The 24,592-nt window shown below is 42.9% G+C and carries 25 protein-coding genes and 5 pseudogenes; 7 read left to right on the forward strand and 23 right to left on the reverse strand.

Annotated elements, in window-relative coordinates:
• Window positions 1–17: 17 nt before the first annotated feature.
• The 3 genes and pseudogenes from HT691_RS02870 to HT691_RS02880 all read right to left on the reverse strand — a co-directional run.
• Window positions 18–278 (reverse strand): annotated as a pseudogene (locus HT691_RS02870) (PaaI family thioesterase); the annotation flags it as partial.
• A 69-nt stretch (window positions 279–347) separates the two neighbouring features.
• Window positions 348–1,829 carry a UDP-glucose--hexose-1-phosphate uridylyltransferase gene (locus tag HT691_RS02875; protein WP_050207790.1) on the reverse strand — a complete coding sequence of 494 codons (1,482 nt, stop codon included), beginning with the start codon at window positions 1,827–1,829 and terminating at the stop codon, window positions 348–350.
• Window positions 1,830–1,847: 18 nt separating this feature from the next.
• Window positions 1,848–2,924 (reverse strand): annotated as a pseudogene (locus HT691_RS02880) (galactokinase); the annotation flags it as partial.
• A 104-nt stretch (window positions 2,925–3,028) separates the two neighbouring features.
• Between HT691_RS02880 and galR the strand changes: the two are divergent.
• Window positions 3,029–4,035 (forward strand): annotated as a pseudogene (gene galR, locus HT691_RS02885) (DNA-binding transcriptional regulator GalR).
• Between the two features lie 45 nt (window positions 4,036–4,080).
• Here the strand turns inward: galR and HT691_RS02890 are convergent.
• From HT691_RS02890 to czcD, 3 genes are all read right to left on the reverse strand, one after another.
• Window positions 4,081–5,118 carry a zinc-binding dehydrogenase gene (locus HT691_RS02890; RefSeq protein WP_000833735.1) on the reverse strand — a complete coding sequence of 346 codons (1,038 nt, stop codon included), beginning with the start codon at window positions 5,116–5,118 and terminating at the stop codon, window positions 4,081–4,083.
• Entirely contained in the window at window positions 5,119–5,472 is a 354-nt protein-coding gene (gene nmlR, locus HT691_RS02895; RefSeq protein WP_001022631.1) for a stress response transcriptional regulator NmlR, read from the reverse strand.
• A 243-nt stretch (window positions 5,473–5,715) separates the two neighbouring features.
• Entirely contained in the window at window positions 5,716–6,606 is an 891-nt protein-coding gene (gene czcD, locus HT691_RS02900; RefSeq protein ID WP_000645109.1) for a cation diffusion facilitator family transporter CzcD, read from the reverse strand.
• A 132-nt stretch (window positions 6,607–6,738) separates the two neighbouring features.
• On the opposite strand from czcD, the gene HT691_RS02905 reads away from it, so the two are divergent.
• Window positions 6,739–7,275 (forward strand): TetR/AcrR family transcriptional regulator, encoded by a 537-nt coding sequence (locus tag HT691_RS02905; RefSeq protein WP_000181701.1) that lies wholly within the window; start codon window positions 6,739–6,741, stop codon window positions 7,273–7,275.
• A 165-nt stretch (window positions 7,276–7,440) separates the two neighbouring features.
• Here the strand turns inward: HT691_RS02905 and pnuC are convergent, their stop codons facing one another.
• From pnuC to pepA, 7 genes and pseudogenes are all read right to left on the reverse strand, one after another.
• Window positions 7,441–8,247 carry a nicotinamide riboside transporter PnuC gene (gene pnuC / locus HT691_RS02910; protein ID WP_000557779.1) on the reverse strand — a complete coding sequence of 269 codons (807 nt, stop codon included), beginning with the start codon at window positions 8,245–8,247 and terminating at the stop codon, window positions 7,441–7,443.
• Window positions 8,248–8,591: 344 nt separating this feature from the next.
• On the reverse strand, window positions 8,592–10,112 hold the full coding sequence (locus tag HT691_RS02915; RefSeq protein ID WP_138699946.1) for an ABC transporter permease/substrate-binding protein: 1,521 nt from the start codon (window positions 10,110–10,112) through the stop codon (window positions 8,592–8,594).
• Window positions 10,105–10,833, reverse strand: coding sequence for an ABC transporter ATP-binding protein (locus HT691_RS02920; RefSeq protein ID WP_050207779.1), 729 nt, complete (start codon window positions 10,831–10,833; stop codon window positions 10,105–10,107). The genes HT691_RS02915 and HT691_RS02920 overlap by 8 nt, the downstream gene beginning before the upstream one ends.
• A gap of 14 nt (window positions 10,834–10,847) precedes the next feature.
• Window positions 10,848–11,036: pseudogene (locus HT691_RS02925) on the reverse strand (polyketide cyclase); the annotation flags it as partial.
• A gap of 37 nt (window positions 11,037–11,073) precedes the next feature.
• Window positions 11,074–11,517 carry a MarR family transcriptional regulator gene (locus tag HT691_RS02930; RefSeq protein ID WP_000655206.1) on the reverse strand — a complete coding sequence of 148 codons (444 nt, stop codon included), beginning with the start codon at window positions 11,515–11,517 and terminating at the stop codon, window positions 11,074–11,076.
• Window positions 11,518–12,539: 1,022 nt separating this feature from the next.
• On the reverse strand, window positions 12,540–12,836 hold the full coding sequence (locus HT691_RS02935) for a bacteriocin immunity protein (protein ID WP_023933658.1): 297 nt from the start codon (window positions 12,834–12,836) through the stop codon (window positions 12,540–12,542).
• A 19-nt stretch (window positions 12,837–12,855) separates the two neighbouring features.
• Window positions 12,856–13,920, reverse strand: coding sequence for a glutamyl aminopeptidase (pepA, locus tag HT691_RS02940; protein WP_023933656.1), 1,065 nt, complete (start codon window positions 13,918–13,920; stop codon window positions 12,856–12,858).
• 237 nt (window positions 13,921–14,157) lie between these two features.
• Here pepA and HT691_RS02945 point away from each other — a divergent pair, with 237 nt between their 5' ends.
• The 4 genes from HT691_RS02945 (at window position 14,158) to HT691_RS02960 (ending at window position 17,879) form a co-directional block, all read left to right on the forward strand.
• Window positions 14,158–15,117, forward strand: a complete 960-nt coding sequence (locus HT691_RS02945) for an ABC transporter permease (RefSeq protein ID WP_023933654.1) — start codon at window positions 14,158–14,160, stop codon at window positions 15,115–15,117.
• Window positions 15,107–16,063, forward strand: a complete 957-nt coding sequence (locus HT691_RS02950) for an iron chelate uptake ABC transporter family permease subunit (RefSeq protein WP_023933652.1) — start codon at window positions 15,107–15,109, stop codon at window positions 16,061–16,063. Before HT691_RS02945 ends, HT691_RS02950 begins: the two co-directional genes overlap by 11 nt.
• Window positions 16,060–16,812 carry an ATP-binding cassette domain-containing protein gene (locus tag HT691_RS02955; RefSeq protein WP_172923399.1) on the forward strand — a complete coding sequence of 251 codons (753 nt, stop codon included), beginning with the start codon at window positions 16,060–16,062 and terminating at the stop codon, window positions 16,810–16,812. Before HT691_RS02950 ends, HT691_RS02955 begins: the two co-directional genes overlap by 4 nt.
• Window positions 16,813–16,907: 95 nt before the next feature.
• The gene (locus HT691_RS02960; RefSeq protein ID WP_138706153.1) at window positions 16,908–17,879 is read left to right on the forward strand and encodes a siderophore ABC transporter substrate-binding protein; all 972 of its coding nucleotides are present in this window, start codon (window positions 16,908–16,910) and stop codon (window positions 17,877–17,879) included.
• A gap of 209 nt (window positions 17,880–18,088) precedes the next feature.
• On the opposite strand, the gene yidD is transcribed toward HT691_RS02960, so the two are convergent.
• The 10 genes from yidD to HT691_RS03010 form a co-directional block, all read right to left on the reverse strand.
• Window positions 18,089–18,331: a membrane protein insertion efficiency factor YidD gene (gene yidD / locus HT691_RS02965; RefSeq protein ID WP_000821640.1), complete on the reverse strand. Its 243-nt coding sequence runs from the start codon at window positions 18,329–18,331 to the stop codon at window positions 18,089–18,091.
• Window positions 18,331–19,053 (reverse strand): pseudouridine synthase, encoded by a 723-nt coding sequence (locus tag HT691_RS02970; RefSeq protein WP_001222228.1) that lies wholly within the window; start codon window positions 19,051–19,053, stop codon window positions 18,331–18,333. Before HT691_RS02970 ends, yidD begins: the two co-directional genes overlap by 1 nt.
• Window positions 19,040–19,609, reverse strand: coding sequence for an SMC-Scp complex subunit ScpB (gene scpB / locus HT691_RS02975; RefSeq protein WP_023933648.1), 570 nt, complete (start codon window positions 19,607–19,609; stop codon window positions 19,040–19,042). The genes HT691_RS02970 and scpB overlap by 14 nt, the downstream gene beginning before the upstream one ends.
• 18 nt (window positions 19,610–19,627) lie before the next feature.
• Window positions 19,628–20,356, reverse strand: coding sequence for a segregation/condensation protein A (locus tag HT691_RS02980; protein WP_023933646.1), 729 nt, complete (start codon window positions 20,354–20,356; stop codon window positions 19,628–19,630).
• Window positions 20,356–21,090: a site-specific tyrosine recombinase XerD gene (gene xerD / locus HT691_RS02985; protein WP_279586327.1), complete on the reverse strand. Its 735-nt coding sequence runs from the start codon at window positions 21,088–21,090 to the stop codon at window positions 20,356–20,358. Before xerD ends, HT691_RS02980 begins: the two co-directional genes overlap by 1 nt.
• Window positions 21,087–21,548 (reverse strand): cyclic-di-AMP-binding protein CbpB, encoded by a 462-nt coding sequence (gene cbpB, locus HT691_RS02990; protein ID WP_000560717.1) that lies wholly within the window; start codon window positions 21,546–21,548, stop codon window positions 21,087–21,089. The genes xerD and cbpB overlap by 4 nt, the downstream gene beginning before the upstream one ends.
• Window positions 21,545–22,066 (reverse strand): metallophosphoesterase, encoded by a 522-nt coding sequence (locus HT691_RS02995; RefSeq protein ID WP_001118953.1) that lies wholly within the window; start codon window positions 22,064–22,066, stop codon window positions 21,545–21,547. The genes cbpB and HT691_RS02995 overlap by 4 nt, the downstream gene beginning before the upstream one ends.
• The gene (locus HT691_RS03000; protein WP_023933642.1) at window positions 22,042–23,013 is read right to left on the reverse strand and encodes a nucleoside-triphosphate diphosphatase; all 972 of its coding nucleotides are present in this window, start codon (window positions 23,011–23,013) and stop codon (window positions 22,042–22,044) included. Before HT691_RS03000 ends, HT691_RS02995 begins: the two co-directional genes overlap by 25 nt.
• Window positions 23,010–23,804, reverse strand: a complete 795-nt coding sequence (gene racE / locus HT691_RS03005; RefSeq protein WP_023933640.1) for a glutamate racemase — start codon at window positions 23,802–23,804, stop codon at window positions 23,010–23,012. Before racE ends, HT691_RS03000 begins: the two co-directional genes overlap by 4 nt.
• Before the next feature lie 203 nt (window positions 23,805–24,007).
• Window positions 24,008–24,256 (reverse strand): YneF family protein, encoded by a 249-nt coding sequence (locus HT691_RS03010; RefSeq protein WP_000364983.1) that lies wholly within the window; start codon window positions 24,254–24,256, stop codon window positions 24,008–24,010.
• A gap of 179 nt (window positions 24,257–24,435) precedes the next feature.
• On the opposite strand from HT691_RS03010, the pseudogene HT691_RS03015 reads away from it, so the two are divergent.
• Window positions 24,436–24,592 (forward strand): annotated as a pseudogene (locus HT691_RS03015) (helix-turn-helix domain-containing protein); the annotation flags it as partial.

Consider the following 24,592-nt stretch of genomic DNA (forward strand, 5'->3'; position numbering starts at 1 on the left):
TGAAACTAAGCAACTATAATAGTCAGCACATCGTCAAGTTTTCCTGATTTGAGGTAGTTGATAGAGGATTGGAGTGTCACTCCATCAAGCCCCAGAGATATGAGCACCAAACCGCTGATCTGGTCGCAAAGGGTAAAGAGATAACCACCATGGGCGTTGCCATAGTAGTTGAGCGACGAGTCCACTACTTTGGTCGTCACCACAACGTGACCATCTCTCATTTGTTCAATTTCGTAATTTTCAAAGGCAGATATAGCGTCAAAATGAAAATCTTTCATTGTTTCCTCCTGATATTTCAAACGACACTATGATACTACTTTTTATAGGACTGTGCAAGGAGAAAGCTCCTAGTCTGGCAAAATTCCAACCTGCTCCACAAAGCGCATAAAGGCTGCCTGTCCTTGTTCTGTCTGCTTGTAGACACCTGCATCCTCCAGTACACGCGCAAAGATAGCACCAACAGAGTCCTTGACGATTTCAAGGGCTTTTTCTTTATCCGCTAGGTCTGGATGTTGGACTTTGAGTTGGTCTGCCCATTCCTGATGATAATCGGCAACTGTATCACCATCTCCCACGAGATAGCTAGCGACTTGCTCCACCTCTTCTTTCAGACGAGGTGGTAAAATAGCCAAGCCCATGACCTCAATCAAGCCGATATTTTCCTTCTTGATATGTTGGACATCCTTGTGAGGATGATAAATTCCATCAGGATGCTCTGGTGATGTTTGATTATCTCGTAAGACCAAGTCCAACTCAAACTGTCCATCGCGTTTACGAGCAATTGGTGTGATGGTGTGATGCGGTGTTCCGTCCGTCTCTGCCAAAATCTGCACACTAGAATCTGAATACTGACGCCATTCCTGGAAAATCTTATCAGCTAAGTTAATCAAATCCTCTTTGGAATCCGAAGTCAAGCGTAGGACAGACATTGGCCACTTGATAATTCCAGCCTTGACCTGCTCAAAACCAGCAAATCGGAAGGTCTTTTGCAAGGGAGCCAATTCCATAGGAAATACGTGACGGCCTCCCTGATAATGATCGTGAGTTAGAATAGAGCCCCCCACAATCGGCAGGTCGGCATTAGATCCAGCAAAATATCCTGGAAACTGCTCTACGATAGCCAACAGACGTTCAAAACTCTGACGACTAATGGCCATGGGACGATGCTGGCCATCTAAAAAGATACAATGCTCATTAAAGTAAGCATAGGGCGAATACTGGAACCCCCATTCCTGACCAACCATTTCAAAACGGATAATCCGGTGGTTGCTGCGAGCTGGGTGGTTGACCCGACCATGGTAACCCTCATTCTCTAAACAAAGTTGACACTGAGGATAATTACTAGCTTGCACCAACTTGGCTACCGCAATCTCTTTCGGATCCTTTTCAGGCTTAGAGAGATTGATGGTAATTTCAAGTTCTCCATAATCAGATGGAACACGATAAGCGATATTTTTAGCAATGGCCTTGAGTTTGATGTAGTCATTTTTCTGACTGAGTTGATAAAAATCCTCTATCGCTTGCTCAGGAGAGTAGGCATAGGCTTCCCAGAAGTCACGATTGACCTGACTCGGACAAGGAGTCACCAAGTCCATCAGTTCAGTACCAAGGATTTCACGCGCAGTCTGACTATCCTCAATCGTCTCTAATCGAACGGCTTCCTCAACTAGCTGGTCCTTGAGGTCAATCAATTTATCCAGATTGGTCTCAACTTCCAAAACACCTTCTCCCACTCGTGCCAAAACACGATTGGTCAGGTAGATTCGATCCATTTCCTCAAATGAACTTTCAGAAATGACATGTGTTACAAATTTATCTACTAAGGTCACTATAGAGCCTCCTTTTGACTAGTCAAGGACGCGAGTGCCACCTGCAACTTCAGCGATATAGAAGCTTGGAGCGTATCCAACTACTTCCTCGTAGTGTTTGCCTACAGCTTCCTTAAAGGCCTCAACAGTATCTTTTTGAACCAAGGCAATGGCACAGCCACCAAAACCAGCCCCTGTCATACGAGCACCGAGAACTCCTTCTTGTGCCCAAGCTGTGTGAACAAGGGTATCTAATTCCAAACCAGTTACTTCATAATCATGCTCCAGAGAAACGTGTGACGCATTCATCAAACGACCAAATGTTTCCAAATCACCTGCTTGAAGGGCTGCTTGAGCTTTAAGGGTACGTTGGTTTTCAAGCACAGCATGGCGAGCACGTTTCAAACGATTTTCATCTTTAATTAGATAGCTATATTGGTCAACGGCCCACTCGTCCAATTCACCCAGGGTCTGAATATCCAAGGCAACTTGCAATTCTTCCACTGCTTTTTCACACTCAGCACGACGTTCATTGTATTTAGAGTCCGCCAATTCACGGCGTTTGTTGGTGTTCATGATAACAACGACATTGTCCTTCAAATCAAGTGGCACCAAATCATACTCTAAGGTGTTGGTATCAAGGTAAATAGCACGTTGATCAGCCCCCATACCAATAGCAAACTGGTCCATGATACCAGAGTTGACTCCGATAAAGTTGTTTTCTGTTTGTTTTCCGATTTTAACCAAATCCAAACGGTCTAGTTTTAAATCAAAGAGATGCTCTGCCACGACTCCTGTCAAGAGCTCCAAGGATGCTGAAGAAGACAAGCCAGCACCATTTGGGATATTCCCATAAACATAAAAATCAAAACCTTTGTCAATCACGTGCCCAGCTTCTTGCAAGAAATGAAGAACCCCTTTTGGATAATTGGTCCAGTTGTGCTCTTTTTCAAACTTGAGGTCAGCGAGAGGCACTTCGATAATGCCCTTGTCCTCAAAGTTAGCTGAGTAGAAACGCAAGACTTGGTCGTCACGCTTACGAGCTGCACCGTAAGTTCCCAAGGAAATAGCAGCAGGAAAAACGTGCCCACCGTTGTAGTCTGTGTGTTCACCAATGTATCCAAGGAATTTCCCAAGGTCAATCCTTTTTACTAAAATTTTAGTAAAACATCAGTAAAAAGAAGAAAAATATGATATACTAACCTAATCAAGGAGGATTTATGGCTACCTTAAAAGACATTGCACAGCTAGCCTCTGTCTCTATCGCGACCGTATCCCGTGTCCTCAACCGCGACCAGAGCCTATCTGTTACAGAAGAAACCAGACACCGTATTTTAACCGTTGCTGAAGAGCTGGGCTACACCAAGCACCTCAAGACAGGCGAGTCCCATAAACCCAAGCAAAAGATTGCCATTATTCAATGGGTCAGCGAACAAGGGGAGCTAGACGACCTCTACTACTACCAGATTCGCCTAGGAATAGAAAAAAGAGCCCAAGAGTTGGACTACGATATCTTGCGCTATTTTAATGACCACCCTTTTACCCTAAGCGAGGAAGTGATTGGAATTCTCTGCATCGGAAAGTTTAGTCGAGCTCAGATTTCTGCCTTTGAAGAATACCAAAAACCCCTGGTCTTTCTAGACAGTGATACACTTTCTCTGGGGCATACTTGTATTATTACGGACTTTTACACTGCCATGAAACAGGTTGTCGATTATTTCCTCAGCCAAGGAATGGACCGTATCGGGATTCTAACAGGCCTTGAAGAAACAACTGACCAAGAAGAAATCATTCAGGATAAGCGGCTGGAAAATTTCAGAAACTACAGTCAAGCAAAAGGAATCTATCATGATGAACTGGTCTTTCAAGGAAACTTTACTGCCCAGTCTGGCTATGACTTGATGAAGGAAGCCATTCAGAGCTTGGGAGACCAACTCCCACCAGTATTTTTCGCAGCCAGCGATAGTTTAGCCATCGTGCCCTTCGTGCGCTCCAAGAAGCTGGAATCAGCCTACCAGACCGTGTCAGCCTCATTTCCTTTAACGACACCAGCCTGACCAAGCAGGTTTATCCTCCCCTCTCCAGCATCACAGTTTATACTGAAGAAATGGGGCGAGCAGGTATGGATATTCTTAACAAAGAAGTACTCCACGGTCGGAAAATACCTAGCCTGACCATGTTGGGAACCAAACTGACATTAAGAGAAAGTACCCTAAATCAAGAATAGGATAACATAAAAAACGAATAGAGTTCTAAAACTCCTATTCGTTTTTTATTCGATTACAATCATAGACTTAATTGTCTTACGTTCATCCATATCTTTGTAGGCTTGGTCGATATCTTCCAGTTTATAACTTGAAGTAAAGACGCGACCTGGATTGATATCACCATCAAGGACGGCTTTTAGTAAAAATTGCTTATCGTATGTTGTAGCAGAAGCTGCCCCACCTGCTACAGAGATATTTTGCATAAATGTCGAACCAAGAGCACGATTATTATAGTGTGGGACTCCTACAAAGCCCATACGCCCTCCATTATGAAGAACACCTAGCGCCTGTTCTATAGCAGCCTCCGTACCAACACATTCAAGTGCTGCGTCTGCTCCTCCACCGAGGATTTCACGCACCTTGGTAATTCCTTCTTGACCACGTTCTGCAACAACAGCTGTCGCACCTGACTCCATAGCCATCTTTTGACGGTCTTCATGACGGCTCATAAGGATAATTTGTGATGCTCCACGCATCTTAGCCGCGATGACAGCACATTGACCAACAGCCCCATCACCGATAACAACAACCTTGTCCCCTTTTTGAACATTTGCAACACGCGCCGCATGATAGCCTGTCGGCATGACATCTGCAAGAGTCAAAAGGGACTTGAGCATCCCTTCTGTATAGTCAGAAGGTTGACCAGGGATTTTAACCAGCGCCCAGTTTGCATAGTGGAAGCGAATATATTCTGCCTGAAAATCACCCCCCAAATTATTGCCAATATGATTGTCGCAAGAACCGTCAAATCCAGCAAGACAGGCATCACACTCACCACATCCATGTGTAAAAGGGACAATCACAAAATCACCTGGTTTCACCGTCGTAATGGCTTCCCCAGCTTCTTCAACAATCCCAATCGCTTCGTGTCCACTATTTTTGTGTCCAGCTTTCGTTTCTGGATTACGGTACCTCCATAAATCTGAACCACAAACGCACGCACGAACCACACGAATAATCACATCATCCGCTTCTATTATTTGCGGACGTTCAATGCTAGCAAGTCCAACCTGACCTGCCTTTGTATATACTGCTGATTTCATTTAAAATTTTCCTTCCTTATAAAGTTTAATTTTGAGATTTAAGCGATTTAAAGCCGTCTGTAACTGAGACAAGCGCTCCTCTAATTTTTTCTTTTCCTCTTCTAAAATACCAAGCCTCTCCTCTCGCGTTTCATCCCCCTTTTGGTAGAGCGACATATAGTCAACTAAACTGTCTACAGAGACACCTGTCGAACGAAAACACTTAATAAATTCCAGCGCTTCTATATCCTGATCTTGAAAATCACGAATCCCAGTTGCAGTACGAGTAATCGGTGGCACAAGACCAACCCGTTCATAATACCGAATCGTATCCGCTGAAATTCCCAACAAATCACTGGCAGATTTAATATTCATAGGCTAACCTCCTCTCCTTTCATTCACTGAGTTTAAGCTACTCTAACTCACTTATCTTATTATATAACTTTGAGTTGACTCCAAGTCAAGCATTTTGCACCTAATCGAAAAATTTTTATCATTAACAATCATATATCTGGAGTTTATACAATGCTCTTCTCTTACCAATTTTTGAAATATTTAAATAATAAAGAAATTACTCTATTCCAAATAAGATAGTACCCAAGTATTTTTCACTTTTTTCTAATGTTGATGCTCATAACTCCGTTCCAAGTCACACACCTTTCGCTTATGGGTTTGGTGAGTTTCTAGGTCAGCATCAATTTCAATGGTAATATTTTGAAAACCACAATCTTTTAGGAAAATTCGAATAGACTCTTTACAAGTTTCCATATGTTCCATTTCTTTTAGACAAACATGGACAATGGCATTTTTTTCCAAAGCATCCATAGTCCAGAGATTAAGCTGATTAAGGCTGGCCACATTGTCCAATCGCTCCAGGCCACTCTTTACTTGCTTGATATCAAGACCTTCTGGCACAGCATCCAAGAAAATCTTGAGTGTAGACCAAAAACGTGGAAGGGTTTTTGAAAGAATAAAGAAAGAAATGACAAGGGACAAAAGAGGATCTAGGATATACCAGTCCGTAAATCGAAGAACAATCGCCATCAGGATAACAGCTACCCACCCTAGCGTATCTTCCAGAAAATGCAAACTCAGAATAGACTCATTCTTTGTCTTTCCCTTACCAACCACCAGACTCGCTAACAGATTGATAGTAATCGCAATAATTCCTAACCAGAGAATCCCCTCATCATTGACTGGTTGCGGATGCAAAATCTTCGTGACATTTTCCAAAATGACTAGAACAGAGCCCGTTACGAGAATCACAGCTGTTACCAAGGCTCCTAGCAGGCTAAACCGCTTATAGCCCAAGGTGTACTGATTGTCTTCTTCACGATTGGAGATTGTTTCTAGAAAAGCTGATATTCCAATTGCAATCGCATCTCCCAAGTCATGCACAGAGTCAGCAAGAACAGCGCTAGAACCAAATACTCCACCTGCAATAAACTCAACAATGGCATAAGTCAAATTTAAGAAAAAAGCCACCCAAACAGCATATTTTGCCTTCATATTTCTCATTCCTTTGTTATAATAGATTTATGAACACCTTGTTCATTATCATTATCCACTAAAACTCAAAGAAAGGATAGAAGCAAAACGTCAGCTTTATTCAGTTCTGAACAATTTGCCTTAAGTGTCCATATGACTAACATTGACCGCCGTATCAGCAAAACCAAAAAAGCCATCTATCAAGCTTTTATACAACTTTTGAATGCTAAGGGTTACGAGGCCACTACTGTTCAGGATATCATTGATCTCGCAGATGTGGGACGATCCACCTTTTACTGTCACTATGAGAGTAAGGAGCTTCTTCTGGACCAGCTCTGCCGCTACCTCTTCCATCATCTTTTTGAAAGAGAGCAAGCCATTTCAACCGAAGATTACCTAGCCCACCTCTTTCTGCATTTTCAGAAAAACCAAGACCATATCACCAGTCTACTATTCTCCAAAAATGACTATTTCCTCCGTCAACTACAGAGAGAGCTTGAGCACCACGTCTATCCCATGCTGGCTGCTGATTTGAAGCAAACTCACCCAAGTCTACCTACTTCTTACCTCCAACACTTGGTCGTGTCCAACTTTATCGAGACATTGACCTGGTGGCTCAAAAAAGGTCAAGATTTCACAGACCAGGAAGTTGTCCAATTTTATCTAGACCTTCTCATTCCTAAAAATTGAATATAGAGTAAAGCTCAGTTGTCTTATTTCTAGGTTACTGAGTTTTTTATCTTTTCAACAACAAAAGAGGACCCGCCGATCCTCTTTTTCATACTATAAATCCTTGATTATCAACTATATCTGTTTTAATCGAAATCTCAAAACAGCACTTTCAAACATCTTTTCCTAGTTAAGTAAATCAGTATTCTGCTTAGCTGCCTTGCTCCATTGATACCAACCAACTAGACTGTTAATGAGATAAATTAGATATTTCCCTTGAATTTGCAGGCTTTCTCCCCACCAGAGATAGATTGAAAAGACATTGGTAGCCGCCCAGAATATCCACTGTTCACGGTAAACAGCTGTCATGAGGATTTGCCCTACCCCATTGGTTGCATCTGTGATTGAATCACGATAGGGACGATTGGCACCAATAGACTGATAAATGAAGCCAAAGGCCAACCACCAAAGCACACTAATGGAAAGATACTTTGTCCAGCCCTTGCCGTCCAGTTTACGCGCGACAAACTCCTGCTTTTCCTTCTTAAACTGTGCCTGATAAATCCAAACTAGAAGTCCAATTGGCTGCATGACTGTGAAGTAAAGTGTCGTCAGCACCTCACCATAAAAGCCTTTCTGTAGGGCCAAAATAAGGTAAATAACAGAGTTAATCAAGCCAAAAAGATAATTACTTGCTCGACCTTCCGATACAAAGATTACACAGATAATCCCTGTCAAGCTACAAATCATCCCAATCCAGTCAACAATACGATGTTCGTAAACCAACTCCAGCCAGAGAGGAAAACTTCCTAAAACCAGCAAATAAATCCACTGGGCAAAACTACGATGGGCAAAGAGGTCATCCCAGATAGCCTTCATAGTTCCTGAAAATCCTAAATCAGCCATAGCCGCAACCATACGACGGTAACCACCTGACATTTCACCTAGGGTTGTTTTGATATTTTCAATTTTCTTTTGCAAATAAGTATGCATCATTTCTCCTTTTGTTTTTAAAGAGCCGTGTCTGGATAGACTTTCGGACGCAACGCTCTATTAGATAATGAACTGCCTATACACAAGATTTCTAACCTTAGTCGACATGAGCTGAAACCCCTTATTTGTTAAGTAGTTCACAAAATATTATACACCTATTTTATGAATAGTCAACTGTCTTTACAGTAAAATTTTAGAAAATCATGAAAATTTTCTCTTTCTTTCCATTTTAAGTGACATTCAGTCATTCTCACATCAAAAAAGCCCAGACGAAATTGTCTGAGCATTCTTTTATCTAGTCGTTTAAGGAAGTTGAGTTCAGTATGTTTAAAGTCTCTACCCCATCATTTCTTCAACAAACCTTGTTCTTGTAGAAATTCCTTGGCTACTTGTTCTGCTGACTTGCCTTCAACACCGACTTGATAGTTGAGCTGGCTCATCTGGCTTTCAGTAATTTTACCAGCCAATTTATTGAGAACTGTTTCCAACTCTGGATGTTTCTTGAGAAGAGCTTCTTTCATCAGTGGAGCCCCTTGATAAGGTGGGAAGAGTTGTTTGTCATCGTCCAATACCTGTAAATCATAACGTGCCAACTCTGCATCGGTTGAATAGGCATCCGTGATTTGAATATCACCTGACTGAATTGCCTGATAGCGAAGGGCTGGCTCCATGGTCGCCACATTAAGATTGAGACCATACATTGACTGCAAGCCCTTATTTCCGTCTTCACGGTCATTAAACTCGAGAGTAAAACCTGCCTTCAGCTGCCCTTCCACTTTTTTCAAGTCCGAAATGGTCTTCAAGCCATATTCTTGAGCAATCTTTTTCGGAACAGCTACAGCATAGGTATTTTGATAAGACATGGGTTTGAGATAGGCTAGATGATCCTGTTTGGCAATACCATCACGCGCTACATCATAAACCTGCTCTGGCTCATGACTCACTTTCGGTGATGGCTGAAGTAAACTTTCAGTCACCGTTCCTGTAAATTCAGGATAGATGTCAATATCGCCTTTTTTCAGAGCTTCATAGAGAAAGCTTGTTTTCCCAAAATTTGGTTTAACAGTCGCAGTCATACTGGTATTTTCTTCAATGAGGAGCTTATACATATTGGCCAAAATTTCTGGTTCTGGACCCAATTTCCCAGCAATGACCAAGTTCTCTTTCTCTTTTTGAGCTAAGAGGGCTGGGCTATAAGACAAACCAAGCAATATGGTCACCAAGGCAAAACCAGAAAAAATCGTCCGCAATTTTGCTTTTTCCATCACTTTTAGTAGGAAGTTAAAGGCAATGGCAAGCACTGCTGAAGAAAGGGCCCCAATCAAAATCAGACTGGCATTATTACGGTCAATTCCCAAAAGGATAAAGGAACCTAGTCCCCCAGCACCAATCAAGGCAGCCAAGGTTGCCGTACCGATAATCAACACTGCTGCCGTCCGAATCCCAGACATGATAACCGGCATAGCCAGTGGAATTTCAAACTTCTTGAGTCGCTCCCATCTAGTCATCCCAAAGGCAATCCCAGCCTCTTGCAGACTCGGATCAATTCCCTTGAGTCCAGTGATGGTATTTTGTAAAATCGGAAAGATCGCATAAATTACTAGTGCTGTCAAAGCCGGCAAGGTTCCAATTCCCATCAAGGGAATAAAGAGCCCCAACAAGGCCAGAGACGGGATGGTCTGGAAAATCCCTGCAATCTGTAAGACCCAATCCGCCAACTTCTCATGATAGCGAAGATAAACAGCCAAGGGAATCGTAAGCAAAATAGCTAGTAACAAGGTCAAAAGTGACAACTGCAAATGTTGAGATAGGGCTGTCAACCAATCACCAAAACGATCCTGAAAAGTTGCAATTAAATTAGTCATGAATACTACCTCCAAACAAGTCTGCAACAAAGTCTGTTGCAGGAGCTTTTAAAATAGTCTCAGGATTCGACACCTGACGAATCTCTCCATCCTGCAAGACAGCAATACGGTCCGCCAATTTCAAAGCTTCATCCGTATCATGGGTTACAAAAATCGTTGTCATCCCAAACTCTTTATGCAATTCTTTTGTCAGAACCTGCAACTGTTTTCTCGAAATAGCATCAAGAGCCGAAAAAGGCTCATCCATGAGGAGAATCTTAGGCTGACCAATCATAGCACGGACAATACCAACCCGTTGCTGTTCTCCACCAGATAGTTCACTAGGCAAACGATGCCCATACTCAGCTACTGGTAAACCAACCTTGCCCAAAAGCTCTTCTGTTTTCTGAGCAATTTCTTCCTTAGTCCAGCCCTTCATCTCAGGAATCAGGGCAATATTTTCCGCAACCGTTAGATTTGGAAATAGGGCAATGGCCTGTAAAACATAACCAGTAGACAGACGAAGTTCACGCTCATCATAGTCTTTGATGCGCTTGCCATCCATATAAATATTTCCATCAGTCGGTTCCAAGAGACGGTTAATCATCTTAATCATGGTCGTCTTACCTGAGCCAGATGGCCCAACTAAAACCATAAATTCCCCATCCTCAATCTGTAAGTTGACATCTCTCAAGACATCCTTTTCTGTGTAGCGCAGTGCTACATTTTTGTATTCAATCATTCTTTGTCCTCATTTTAAAACTTTCCTCGATTGGTCATGTCTTCTACCTTAGGCATGACTTCCTTATTGTCCCAATGCTCTACAATTTTTCCATTTTCTAAACGGAAGATATTGTACTGGGCATAAGCAAGGCCATCAATCTGAGTCTGACCATAACTAACCACATAGTTTCCTTGTCCTAAGAGTTGGAAAACAAAGTCGAAAGCGGCCTTTACTTATAAACAGCTAATTTGATCTATTTTAATCCTCTTTTGCCTTCTCTTTCAGATTCGCCAAAATTCTTTCTTGAAAGGCTTCAAATTGCCGAATTTCTTCCTCTGAAAATCCTTTGTAAAAGATCGTATCCAATTTCTGACTAACACGATGCCCCACTTCTTTCTGGGACTTGCCTAACTCCGTTAAAACTAAATACTTCTTACGCTTGTCTTTTCCACACGGACTAACAATTACAAGCTTTTGTTCCTCTAGCTTTTTTATCATAGTCGTCAGCGTATTATTCGCAAGCCCAGTCGCAAGCGCGATATCTGTCGCAGTTGCGCAGCCAGTTTTACTATTCCATAAAACCGCTAAAATCTTACCCTGCTCACCCCTATAAAGAGCCTCAGGATCTTGGCTCAGTAACTTCTGAAAAATCCGCCCATTCAACAAACGAATATGATGGGCTAGCAAATGACTATCTTTCATAACACCTCCAATTATTTCGATATCGAAATGAATAGAATAATTGTAACACTTGTCCTTTCAACTGTCAACTATTTCGATTTAGAAATAATTTTTGATAATGATTTACATCACCATACTCCGGTTCAACTAACTTTTAACGAGAGTTTCTAAACTCCTTCGTCCTCCAGTCTACAAAAGCCTTCCATCTGTACTATACTATATTTTATGAGGAGTCACGTTTTTCCTATCAGACCATTTATTTTAAAGATAGAAGTCAATCATAATTGCTTCCATCTGTTCTTTTATAGTATATTGAAGTTGGACTAGGGCACTGTATCTTCTAAAACATCGATAGAAAGCGATTTAATTCCCCCAATCAATTTGTTCATATCTTATTTCATCCCGCTATAATTTCACCTTACCCTATCTTTTTCGTAGCACCCTTCAAACAGCCTATACCCTACCGTTTGACGATTCCTCACTTCGCTCCACTTCCATTACAGAAGTTTCCTCACTACTATGGGTTCGGCTGACTTCTCATGATTCCTTGTTACTACGCTTTCAGCGCTCATGAGACCTCACGGGATAAGTCCTACATCTTTCCTCGTTTATACAAGATATGAGGACGTTAAAAGGTTAGAGTGAAAATAGGAAATCTGACGCAGAGTCTTTAGACTCTAGAAAGATTTATCTTTTTCACACAAACCTTAGTCCGAATTCAATTACTCTCGTGATTTACGCATATAGGTTACGACTACCTTTTTGGACTTTAAGGTTTCGCGCCCCCCTATCCGCTATATACGCCTTACTATCACCTTCCTGTTCGTAGAGCCACGATTTCGCTATCCCTTCCTCTGACGATTCTTATTTCCAGCGTCAGACTTAAAACGGTCTATCCCCAGACCGTTTTAATCCGCTACCTCACGATAGTCAGGCTTGGGAATCGCTATTGGGTTCACCGGTAGCAGGTGCCCACCAAGGACTTACACCTCAGATGCACGACATGCCCGTCGTACCAAAAAATACTTTGATCCACAATGGAATCAAAGCATTTTAAAAATCTCCCCATACATAAGCGCAGAAACTGCGGTTCCTCTGTACTTGGTTTCTTCTCTCTTGATAAAACGAGCCAAATTGAGCAACTCAGGTGCCGGATGTTTGGGATTCTTGAGCAATTCACGATTGACCAGACCTGAGAGACGAACTGCCAGCAATTGCTCATTTGTAGTAGGCAGTTTTTTAGCAGTCTCTAGGAGAGCAGCAACTAAATCTTCACTCAAATCATGTCGAGCATGATTGTAAAGATCTTTTACAAGGCTTTCTAGGTTTGGTTCTACCATCCCTACCACCTCCTTATGTTTAATAATTTTTAATCAAATCAACTGTTGAACGATCCAATTTCTTCACCAAGGCTTGTAAGAAGGCTTGCGCTTCTAGGAAGTCATCCATTGCATAAAGTGTTTGGTGAGAATGGATATAACGAGCACAGACTCCGATTGTTGTTGATGGGACACCACCATTTTTCAGATGTGCTGCGCCAGCGTCTGTTCCGCCTTTACCACAGTAGTATTGGTACTTGATACCAGCTTCTTCAGCTGTTGTCAAAAGGAAATCCTTCATTCCTGGGAGAAGCAAGTGACCTGGATCGTAGAAACGAATCAAGGTTCCATCTCCAATCCTGCCTTGACCGCCATAAACATCACCAGCAGGTGAGCAGTCAACTGCTAGGAAAACTTCTGGGTCAAACTTGGTTGTGGAAGTATGCGCACCACGGAGACCAACCTCTTCTTGGACGTTAGAACCCAGATAGAGTTCATTGCCAAGTTTCTGACCTGACAGAGCTTCCGCCAACTCGCTAACCATAAGAACACCGTAGCGGTTGTCCCAAGCTTTTGAGATGATATTTTTTTCATTGGCTGTCAAGATTGCAGAGCTATCTGGTACGATGGTATCACCAGGACGGATTCCAAAACTTTCTGCCTCAGCCTTATCCGCAAAACCGCCATCAAAGACGATATCGGCAATGGCTGGCATGGTTGGTCCCCCCTTTCCACGAGTCAAATGCGGCGGAACAGAACCTGAAATCACAGGAATTTCACGACCGTCACGAGTCAGAAGTTTGAAACGTTGGCTGCTGACTACCATGGGGTTCCAGCCACCGATTTCTACGACACGGAAGGTACCATCTGGCTTGATTTCGCTGACCATAAAACCAACTTCATCCATGTGAGAAGCGACCAAGACGCGCGGCGCATCCGCTGCTTCTGAATGTTTAATACCAAAAATACCACCCAAGCCATCTGTCACCACTTCATCCACATGCGGTGTCAATTTTTCACGAAGATAAGCACGGACAGGCGCCTCATGACCTGAGATAGCAGCAAGTTCTGTTACTTCTTTAATTTTTGAAAATAATGTTGTCATTTCAGTTCCTTCTTTCTTTCATCCATTTTACCACTTTTTAGAGGAGAAGGATAGTGGGAAGGTGGATAGTTTCTTACTCAGTTTTCCTATAAAAAAGAGAGACAGATATTCTTTCAGGAATTTTTCTTTCTTTTTTACATTAAATTGTCAGAAATTTTATTGACAGATTAGAAAAAACATGTTACAGTAATATCCGCAGGTATCTTTCGATACCAAATCTACATGAAAGGACGGGGTATGAAACTTTCTCATTATTTAATTGGCTTACTTCTGCTCCTAGTCTTTCTCTCTATTAGCATTGGAACCAGTGATTTTTCATGGGGAAAACTCTTTGCTTTCGACCAGCAGACCTGGCTACTATTTCAGGAGTCCCGTCTTCCAAGAACCATCAGTATTCTCCTTGCGGCCTCTAGTATGAGTATGGCAGGCCTTCTCATGCAGACCATCACTCAAAATCAGTTTGCTGCTCCGAGTACAGTTGGAACCACTGAAGCCGCCAAACTGGGAATGGTATTGAGCCTCTTTATCTTTCCGTCTGCGAGTCTAACCCAAAAGATGCTCTTCGCTTTTGTTTCATCCATCATATTTACCCTCTTCTTCCTAGCCTTTATGACCATTTTTACTGTAAAGGAAAGGGGGATGTTGCCTCTGATTGGAATCATCTATAGTGGGATTATCGACTCAGTCACAGAAGTTATCGCCTATCGTTTCAATCTGGTTCAGAGTATGAGTGCTTGGACCCAAGGATCCTTCTCCATGATTCAGACTCATCAGTATGAGTGGCTCTTCTTAGGCCTCATCATCCTGATAGCCGTTTGGAAATTATCCCAAACCTTCACTATCATGAATCTAGGGAAAGAAACCAGCGAGAGTTTGGGGATTTCCTACTCCCTACTTGAAAAACTGGCCCTCTTTCTGGTGGCACTAACGACTAGTGTCACCATGATTACCGTGGGTGGCTTGCCATTTCTCGGGGTCATCGTTCCCAATCTTATTCGCAAGCGTTATGGAGATAATCTGAGTCAAACCAAACTCATGGTCGCACTGGTTGGTGCCAATCTAGTTCTGGCTTGCGATATCCTATCCCGAGTTCTGATCAGACCCTATGAGTTGTCTGTCAGTCTCTTGCTAGGAATCATCGGTAGTCTCGTCTTTATCCTACTTCTCTGGAGAGGAGGACGAAAAGATGCCGTCTAAAAGCAAACATACCAAGCTCTTCTGGATTCTCATTATTCTTGCCATCGGAGCTTGCCTTCTCTACTTTTGGCCCATCACTCACTTGTCAGCCTTTGCTTGGAAGTTGCGTTCCCAAAAGATTATCGTTTATCTCTTGGTAGCCATCGCGACAGGGATTTCGACCATTAGTTTTCAAACCCTAACGGAAAATCGCTTCCTGACGCCAAGTATTTTGGGAATCGAATCCTTCTACGTCCTACTGCAAACTCTGCTACTGGTTTTTGAAAGTAAGTTTCTTCAACTTGGCAAGTCTCCTATCTTAGAATTCCTAATCTTACTTCTCGTCCAATCCCTCTTCTTTCTCGCCTTGCAAGGCTACTTGAAGACACTGATGAAACAAGATCTGGTCTTCATCCTGCTGATCTGTCTAGCCCTCGGAAGTCTCTTTCGAAATATCAGTACCTTCCTCCAAGTCCTGATGGATCCAAATGAATACGATAAACTGCAGAACAGTCTCTTTGCTTCCTTTCAGCATCTCAACACTTCCATCCTAGCCATCGGCTCTCTGATTATCCTTGCTTTGACAATCTTTTTCTTTCGGAAAGCAGTCATTTTGGATGTCTTGCACCTACAAAGAGAAACGGCTCAGATATTGGGGCTCAATGTTGAAAAAGAACAGAGAGAACTCCTCTGGGGTATCGTGCTTTTGACCTCAACGGCCACTGCCTTGGTAGGGCCTATGGCCTTCTTCGGCTTTATGCTGACTAACCTCACCTACCTGATTGTCAAAGACTATCGGCACAAGTTACTCTTTATCGTAGCCATTCTGGTTGGATTTATTAGCTTGACCTTGGGGCAGGCCCTGATTGAACGAGTCTTTGCACTGGAAATTCGCATCAGCATGATCATCGAGAGCGTAGGTGGTCTCTTATTCTTTATCTTACTATACAGGAGGGCGCGTCAGTGAAACTGGAAAACATTGACAAATCCATTCAAAAACAGGATATTTTGCAAGGCATTTCGCTTGAGGTCAGTCCTCAGAAACTGACAGCCTTCATTGGTCCAAATGGTGCTGGAAAATCAACTCTCCTCTCCATCATGAGCAGACTGACCAAGAAGGATCAGGGAATTCTCAGTATCAAAGGCCGCGAAATTGAGAGTTGGAATTCACAAGAACTGGCTCAAGAACTGACTATCCTAAAGCAGAAGATTAATTACCAAGCCAAATTGACGGTGGAAGAACTGGTCAGTTTTGGACGTTTTCCTTACAGTCGAGGTCGACTGAGACCAGAAGATTGGGAAAAAATCCGAGAAACTCTGGACTATTTAGAACTGACCAATTTAAAAAACCGCTACATCGATAGCCTGTCTGGAGGCCAGCTCCAGCGGGTCTTTATCGCTATGGTACTGGCCCAGGATACAGACTTTATCTTACTAGACGAACCACTCAACAATCTCGATATCAAGCAAAGCGTCAGCATGATGCAGATTCTCAAGCAACTGGTGGAGGAACTCGGAAAGACCATTATCATCGTCCTCCACGATATCAACATGGCCAGCCAGTATGCGGATGAAATTGTCGCCTTCAAGGACGGTCAAGTCTTTAGCAAGGGAAGAACCAATCAAATCATGCAGGCTGACCTGCTCAGTCAACTTTATGAGATTCCCATCACGCTAGCTGATATCAATGGCAAAAAGATTTGTATCTATAGCTAGTAACATAGAAGCTCAAGTTAGAGAACCTTCGGTCTCTTAGTCAATAAGACCAAGAGACTCCCTAAATCGTTATCACATTTTAAAAAGGAGAAATCATGAAAACATCCCTTAAACTTTATTTCACTGCCCTAGTGGCCAGCTTCTTGCTTCTACTTGGTGCATGCAGTACAAATACAAACTCAAGCACTAGTCAGTCGGAAACAAGCAACTCTGCTCCAACAGAGATAACCATTAAAAGTTCACTAGACGAAGTCAAACTTTCCAAAGTTCCTGAAAAGATTGTGACCTTTGACCTCGGCGCTGCGGATACTATTCGTGCTCTAGGATTTGAAAAAAATATCGTTGGAATGCCTACAAAAACAGTACCAACCTATCTCAAAGACCTAGCTGGAAAAGTTAAAAATGTTGGTTCTATGAGAGAACCTGATTTAGAAGCTATCGCCGCCCTTGAGCCTGATTTGATTATTGCTTCCCTACGTACACAAAAATTCGTAGACAAATTCAAAGAAATCGCCCCAACAGTTCTCTTCCAAGCAAGCAAGGACGACTACTGGACTTCTACCAAGGTTAATATCGAATCCTTAGCAAGCGCCTTCGGCGAAACTGGTGCACAGAAATCCAAGGAAGAATTAGTCAAGCTAGACAAGAGCATTCAAGAAGTCGCTACTAAAAATGAAAGCTCTGACAAAAAAGCCCTTGCCATCCTCCTTAATGAAGGAAAAATGGCAGCCTTTGGTGCTCAATCTCGTTTTTCTTTCTTGTATCAAACCTTGAAATTCAAGCCAACTGATACTCAATTTGAAGATTCTCGCCACGGACAAGAAGTCAGCTTTGAAAGTGTCAAAGAAATCAACCCTGACATTCTCTTTGTCATCAACCGTACCCTTGCCATCGGTGGGGATAACTCTAGCAACGACGGTGTCCTAGAAAATGCCCTTATCGCTGAAACACCTGCCGCTAAAAATGGTAAGATTATCCAACTAACACCAGACCTCTGGTATCTCAGTGGAGGCGGTCTTGAATCAACAAAACTCATGATTGAAGACACACAAAAAGCTTTGAAATAAGCCACTTCAAACTCAATTTAATACTCAATGAAAATCAAAGATCAAACTAGGAAACTAGCCGCANNTTTTGAGGTTGCAGATGAAAGCTGACGCGGTTTGAAGAGATTTTCGAAGAGTATAAAATTTTGACATTCTAAAACGCATCCTATCAAGTTTACTCAAACCTGATAGGATGCGTTTTTATCATTTTGAAATCTATTTACCCCACCTCATTCCCCTTCTTGATTTCGTTTAAGGGAAAAGTGGTCTGGAACGGGGTCCTTACCTGTTTTCGACCAGGGATGACAACGTAAAATCCGAGCCAAGCCCATCAATACCCCCTTAAAACCATGTTTTTCAATAGCCTGAATCATGTAGTTGGAACAAGTCAGCTCAAAGCGACAAGAGGGTGGAAAGACTGGTGAGATAAAACGTTGGTAAAAGCGCACAGGCGCTATTAAAATTCGTTTCATTATTTCTTAGTTACAGCCATGGTGTGTAGTTGGCTGATTTCTTTTTTATTAAGACGACGGGATTCTCCTGGACGGAGTCCTGTCAAGTCTAGGTGTCCGAAACGAGTCCGAGACAACTTATCTACTTGGAGACCAACAGCTTCAAACATCTTTTTAACCTGATGGTTACGCCCTTCATGGATGGTCAACTGCACCACAGAGCGATTTTTGACTGGGTCCACTTTGAGAATTTCATAAACAGCTGGCTTGGTTTTCTTACCATCAATCTCAAGACCACGGGTCAAGGGGCGGAGATTGTCCTTATTGGCCACACCTTTAACACGCGCGACATAAACCTTGTCAATCTCATTACGAGGGTGAATCATCTCGTCTGTAAAGTCCCCATCATTGGTCAAAATCAAGACACCTGATGTATCCCAGTCCAAACGACCCACAGGGTAAATACGCTCTTTGACATTGGGCAAGAGGTCGACAACCGTCTTGCGACCCTTATCATCTGTCACACTGGAAATGACACCGCGTGGTTTGTTAAGCAGATAGTAGACCTTTTCTTCGTTGTAGATAGGTTGGCCTTCAACTTCGACCTTGTCGCCTGACTTGATAGTGGTTGCTAGTTCACGTACCACTTGGCCGTTAACCGTCACCAAGCCTTGCTTGATCAGCTCTTCTGCTTTTCTCCTACTGGCCACACCTGCGTGGGCAATATACTTATTGATTCTCATCTTCTTCTATCCTTTCACCAAATAATTGGCTTTCTTGGGCTTGAATCTCAAGCTCATCAATCACTGGTAATTCTTCCAAATGGTTAATTCCCATGTAATCTAGGAAATAATCTGTAGTCACATAGAGGTTGGGACGCCCCAACACTTCTTTTTTTCCGTCTTCTCGTATCAGGTCAAAAGCCTGCAACTTTGCCAAGGCCCCACTCGAGTTGACCCCACGGATGGCATCAATCTCTATCCGTGTGATGGGCTGTTTGTAAGCAATGATGGACAAAGTCTCAAGGGCAGCCCGAGATAAACTCTGGTTGATAGGTGCCTTAGAGTATTCCTTCAAAATCTCTGCAAATTGAGGCTTGGTCACCAATCTATAAGCACCACCAGTCTCAATCAGATCCAAACTGGAATCTGGGTCCTTTTCATACTTCTGGGCTAATTTTTCTAAACTCTGTTGGATGCCTGTCGGTGGCAGAGAGAGGAGTTCAGCTAACTGGCGGACTCTAATCCCATCTTCACCCGCTACAAACAAGAGCGCTTCTATTTTTGCTAAAGTACTCATCTTTCCTCTCTATCAAGTCTAGCTTTGGGCCACTTGACTTTCTTCCTTCTTTTCCATGAGATAAATATCTCCGAAACTCTCCTCTTGCACGAGGACCAGCTCCTGGGTTTTGATTAACTCTAGGGTTGCCAGAAAGAGGGTGATGACCTCTTGGAGATTCTGGGCTTCCTTAAACAAATCCTGCAAGCGCAATTGATCTCGTCCAGCCAAGGACTCTTTCACGATAACCATCATGTCCTCAATCTTATACTCATCCCGCAAGATAGTCGTGTGATTTTGTGCAAACTCCTCTTTTTTCTTGGCTAGGATATTTGAAAAAGCCAAAAAGAGGTCAATGGTCGTCTTGTCATGCACAAGCTCCGCATCTTCGTAAATCAACTCTGTCGGTGCTTTGGAATAGTGCTGGGCCCGTTCTTGGTGCTTGGCTTCCAAGTGCTCCCCCAAAAGCTTGAACTTGCGGTATTCTTCGATTTGAGAGAGAAGATCCTGCTCTAGGTCATCTTCCAAATCTGTCACTTCCGCTACCTTTGGAAGGAGTTTACGACTCTTAATCAGCATGAGCTGGCTGGCCATGACCATGTACTCGCCCGTCACTTCCAGACGCATGGCCTGCAGAGTTGAGACATAAGCTAGATACTGTTCAATGACTTCCGTAATGGGCACATCGTAGATATCCATCTGATACTTAGAAACCAGGTGCAAGAGCAAGTCCAGGGGCCCTTCAAAATCCTTTAATTTAATATCCATTATCTATACTTTTCTAAGGTCAGGACTGTTTTTAATCCTAATTTTTTTGCAATTTCGTACAAATCGACCTTGTTTTCAATTTGTCGTAGAATGAACTGTTCCCGCAAGGCTTGGGCTGATAGTGCTGGAAAACCTTTCTCCTTGACAAAAGCTTCTAGCTGACGAAAGGCCCACTGACGAGAATAGGCTTTCCCTCCCCTTTCAAAAAGATAGGTCTGGCCCATCAAGGGTTCCAACTCTGAAAGCAAGGTTGTGGGAATGGTGACAATCCTCTGTTGGGAATCCTTCTTGATTCGCAACACCTGAAAATCCAGATTGATATCCGCAACCTTTAGAGCTAAAATCTCACTCGGCAAGAGCCCTATTTCCAAGATTAGGAGAGCCAGTAAGCGGCCCTCTGGATAGTCGCTTTCCTGCCAAAAAGAGTCTAGGTCTAACAGTTCTGACTTCTCGGTCTTCTTTTCAGCTTGTTTAGCTAATTCCAAACGGTAAAAGCTGTCCACTTCTCCTTTTTGATAGAGAAAGTAGAGAAATTGATTACAGGCCGAAATCTTTCGCTTCTGAGCGCTGATTTTTAGATTGGCTAGCTGGGCTTGGTAAATCTTGAGACTAGTATCAGAAACCCGCTCGCCTACTATGTCTAAAAATTGCTCCAAATCATACTTATAGGACTGCTTGGAATTGGCAGATAAGCCCTGCTTTTCTTCTAAAAAGGCTGAAATCCTATCTCTCATTTGCATCGAATCTCATATTCCTTACTAAAGTCATGCAAGAGGGCATTGACTGCTTTGAGGATAGACTTGCGCGTGATAATCCCTTGGAAAATACCAGACGCATCCACAACCGGCAAGAAGGACTCATCTACCAGCTTGTGCAAGACCTCCGTAATGGTGAAATCAGGCGAAACAACCGCTACGTCCGTTTGGGTCATATGAACGATATCCGTATCCGCCATGATTTCTTGGCTCAAGTCATGCTCCATCTGATAAGCCATAATATCTCTGAGCCCAATCGTCCCAACAAACTGTTTTTCATCTGTCACAACAGGAACACGGGTATAGGTCATCTGACTGAGCAAGAGGGTCGCATGATCCGCATTGTGGGTATCAATCAACACGGCTAGATTTTCAGCAGGAGTCAAAAAAGTTTCCTCCTGCCCCAACAAGAAAGTCTCAAACTCCTTGGCAATCATCGGCTAAACTCCTTGGACAAGCCTGGATACACCTCATGGTTTCGTGTCAAAAAGTCCACTTTGAAGTAACTATCATCAATCTCCACACGAGCATAGAGACATTCTCTGATGGTTCCACGTGGTTGACTGATGGAACCTGGATTTAGAAAGAGGGTCTTGCCTTCCATCCAAGCACTTGGCACATGCAAGTGACCATAGAGGCAGATATCGGCCTCTTCTTCCTGAGCCCAGTAGTCCAACTTTTGAAAGTTGAAATTGATGTCAAACAAGTGACCATGGGTTTGGATAATCTTGGTCGAACCAAGCTCAGTCACCAAACGTTCTGGGTAACCTGCATAGAAGTCCATATTCCCTTTAACAACACGGATGCCTTCCCAAAGGGGAGAATCAGGACGCAGTTCAGAATCGCCGTTATGAAAAACGGCATCAACTTTGCCCACATAGCGATCACGGATTTCTTCCACAATCAAGCTATCGCCATGAGAATCGCTCATTACAATGATGGTTTGCTTTGCCATGATGGAAATACCTCCAAAAGTTTCTTAACGGCTAAGGCACGGTGAGATTGACTATTTTTTTCTTCGAGGGTTAATTCAGCTGAGGACTTGCCTGTCTCTCCTACAAGGAAGAGAGGATCGTAACCAAAGCCATTTTCACCCTTGGGTTCAAAGTTAATATAGCCTGACCAGTCTGCTTCAACAACCAAGCTTTCCTTGTTGGGACTGGCTACGACTAGGGTTGTATGGAATTGAGCCGAGCGGTCCTTGAGTTTAAAGACCATGGCCAATTCGTGCAAGAGTTTGGCATTGTTTTCACGGTCAGTAGCTCCCACACCTGCGAAACGAGCTGACCAGACACCTGGCAAGCCACCAAGGACATCGACTTTGAGACCTGAGTCATCTGCCAAAACCATCTTGCCCGTTAATTGAGAAATGGTTTCTGCCTTGAGACGGGCATTTTCTTCGAAGGTCATGCCTGTTTCAGCTACTTCAGGCAGGTCAGGATAGTCATTAAGATTTTCCACATCGTAGCCTAACTTATCAAAGATAGCTCGGAACTCTTTGGTCTTGCCTTCGTTTCGAGTCGCAATCAATAAGGTTTCTCTGACCTTGTTTGTCTCAAAGAATGCTTCTACATCAACACCTTCTTTAGGCAATTCTACATGCAGGAGTTGCCCATTTTCAACTAAGAGAAAAAAACCCTGACGTTGAATGACTTCCACATTTCGTCCCATTTCTTGGTTGAGGATATCTACCACAAAAGACAATAAACGGTAGAGAGAACCATAGCGTAAAACAGTAACAGAAACAGGAAAACCTCGATCCTCATCTCGAAATCTTTGGGCAAACTCCAATAGAGGAAAATCCAAGTCATCATCCGTCAACGTCCGGACGCCACCAAAAATACCATAGGACCCGACATACCAGTCCTGGTCATCCTTATATTCATAAATTTTATTTGTCATAATTCTACATGCTCCACATGAATCTCTTTTTCCAGCCATTCTTCACCAATTTGTGCAAAACTTTGGCTGCTGGCTGTTGTGTAAAAACGGTGATTAAGTGGTCCAGCATCGCGACCACGATTGATTTCAAAATAATTAAGTAAGACTGAGATGTCCCGTACGCACTCTGCTCCACTATCGATGAGCTGAACCTTTGGTCCCATGACATTTTGAATAATAGGTCTGAGCAATGGATAATGGGTACAACCCAAAATCAGGCTATCCACCTTTCCAACCAAGGGACGCAGGGTTTCATAGACCACTTTCTTGGTAACACTGGTTGACAGGGCGCCAGACTCGACCAAGGGGGCAAACTTGGGACAGGCCAAACTCTCCACCTGTAAGTCTGGAGCCAGATCATGAATTTTCTGACGGTAAATGTCTGAGTCTACCGTCATGGGCGTTCCAATCACACCTATTTTCCCACCTTGACTGGACTTGATAGCTGCCGAAGCTCCTGGCAAAATAACACCTAGGACAGGAATATCTAGTTGAGCCTTGATTTCTTCCCAGACGACCGCAGTCGCAGTATTACAAGCAATGACAATCATTTTGACATCCTTGGTCAAAAGAAAGTTGACCAACTGCCAAGTATATTCACGAATTTGCTCAGCAGGACGGGGACCATAGGGAGCCCGTGCCGAATCTCCAATATAGACGATTTCTTCATGGGGAAGTTGGCGCATGAGCTCGCGCACAACGGTCAAGCCCCCGACACCCGAATCCAAAAAACCAATTGGGCGATTATCCATACAGTCTTCTTTCTAGTCTTTTTTCTGATTGATAGTTCATTATGATTACCGTTCCTGATGAACTGAATAATGACAGCCTAATCAATAACTATCTCTCTTAATCATAATCAAATATCAATAGAATGCAAGGAAAAAGTCTCATCCCTAAACCCTTAGCCAACATAGTGAGAAGTCTGGAACTTTCATCCCAGACTTTTCCTTATCTATTTTTTCTTTTTATTGTTAGCAAGGGCTGCCTTTTGTTGGCGAATGATTTGGTGGTAAACTTGTTGTACCTTGGCTTCGCTTGGTTTTTGACCATTTGCACTCAAAAGAGTACGAACTGCTTCAGCATTCAAACGTGGGTTGTCAGCAAATTCTTTTTCGATTTGCTTACGAACCAAGTACATTCCTCCAATAGCTCCTCCTAAAAAAGCTAGCACAATCAATACAATTGCTAAAAGTAAATCCATCATTTTTCTCCTGTTTCTTTTTGAGTCCCTTTCATTATACCACAAACTAGTCACCCTGACTAGTTTGTTTTACGCTATCAGGGATGGAATGTAATTCGAATGTGAGAATGTCTTTAGTAAATCGAACGTGAAAATGTCCCATTTGGTAGAATAGTCGTATGAAAAGTATCCAACTGAATATGAATGAAACGAAAAAATATCTTGTAATAAAAGCTATAGACCAAGGAAAGAAAACAAAGAATCGAGCCTGTGTCGAACTGAATCTTTCTGAAAGACAAATCAATCGTCTGCTACTAGCCTATCAACAGAAAGGAAAAAAGCCTTCAGACACGGAAA

The organism is Streptococcus sp. 477, assembly GCF_013277295.1.
Classification (GTDB): domain Bacteria; phylum Bacillota; class Bacilli; order Lactobacillales; family Streptococcaceae; genus Streptococcus; species Streptococcus pseudopneumoniae.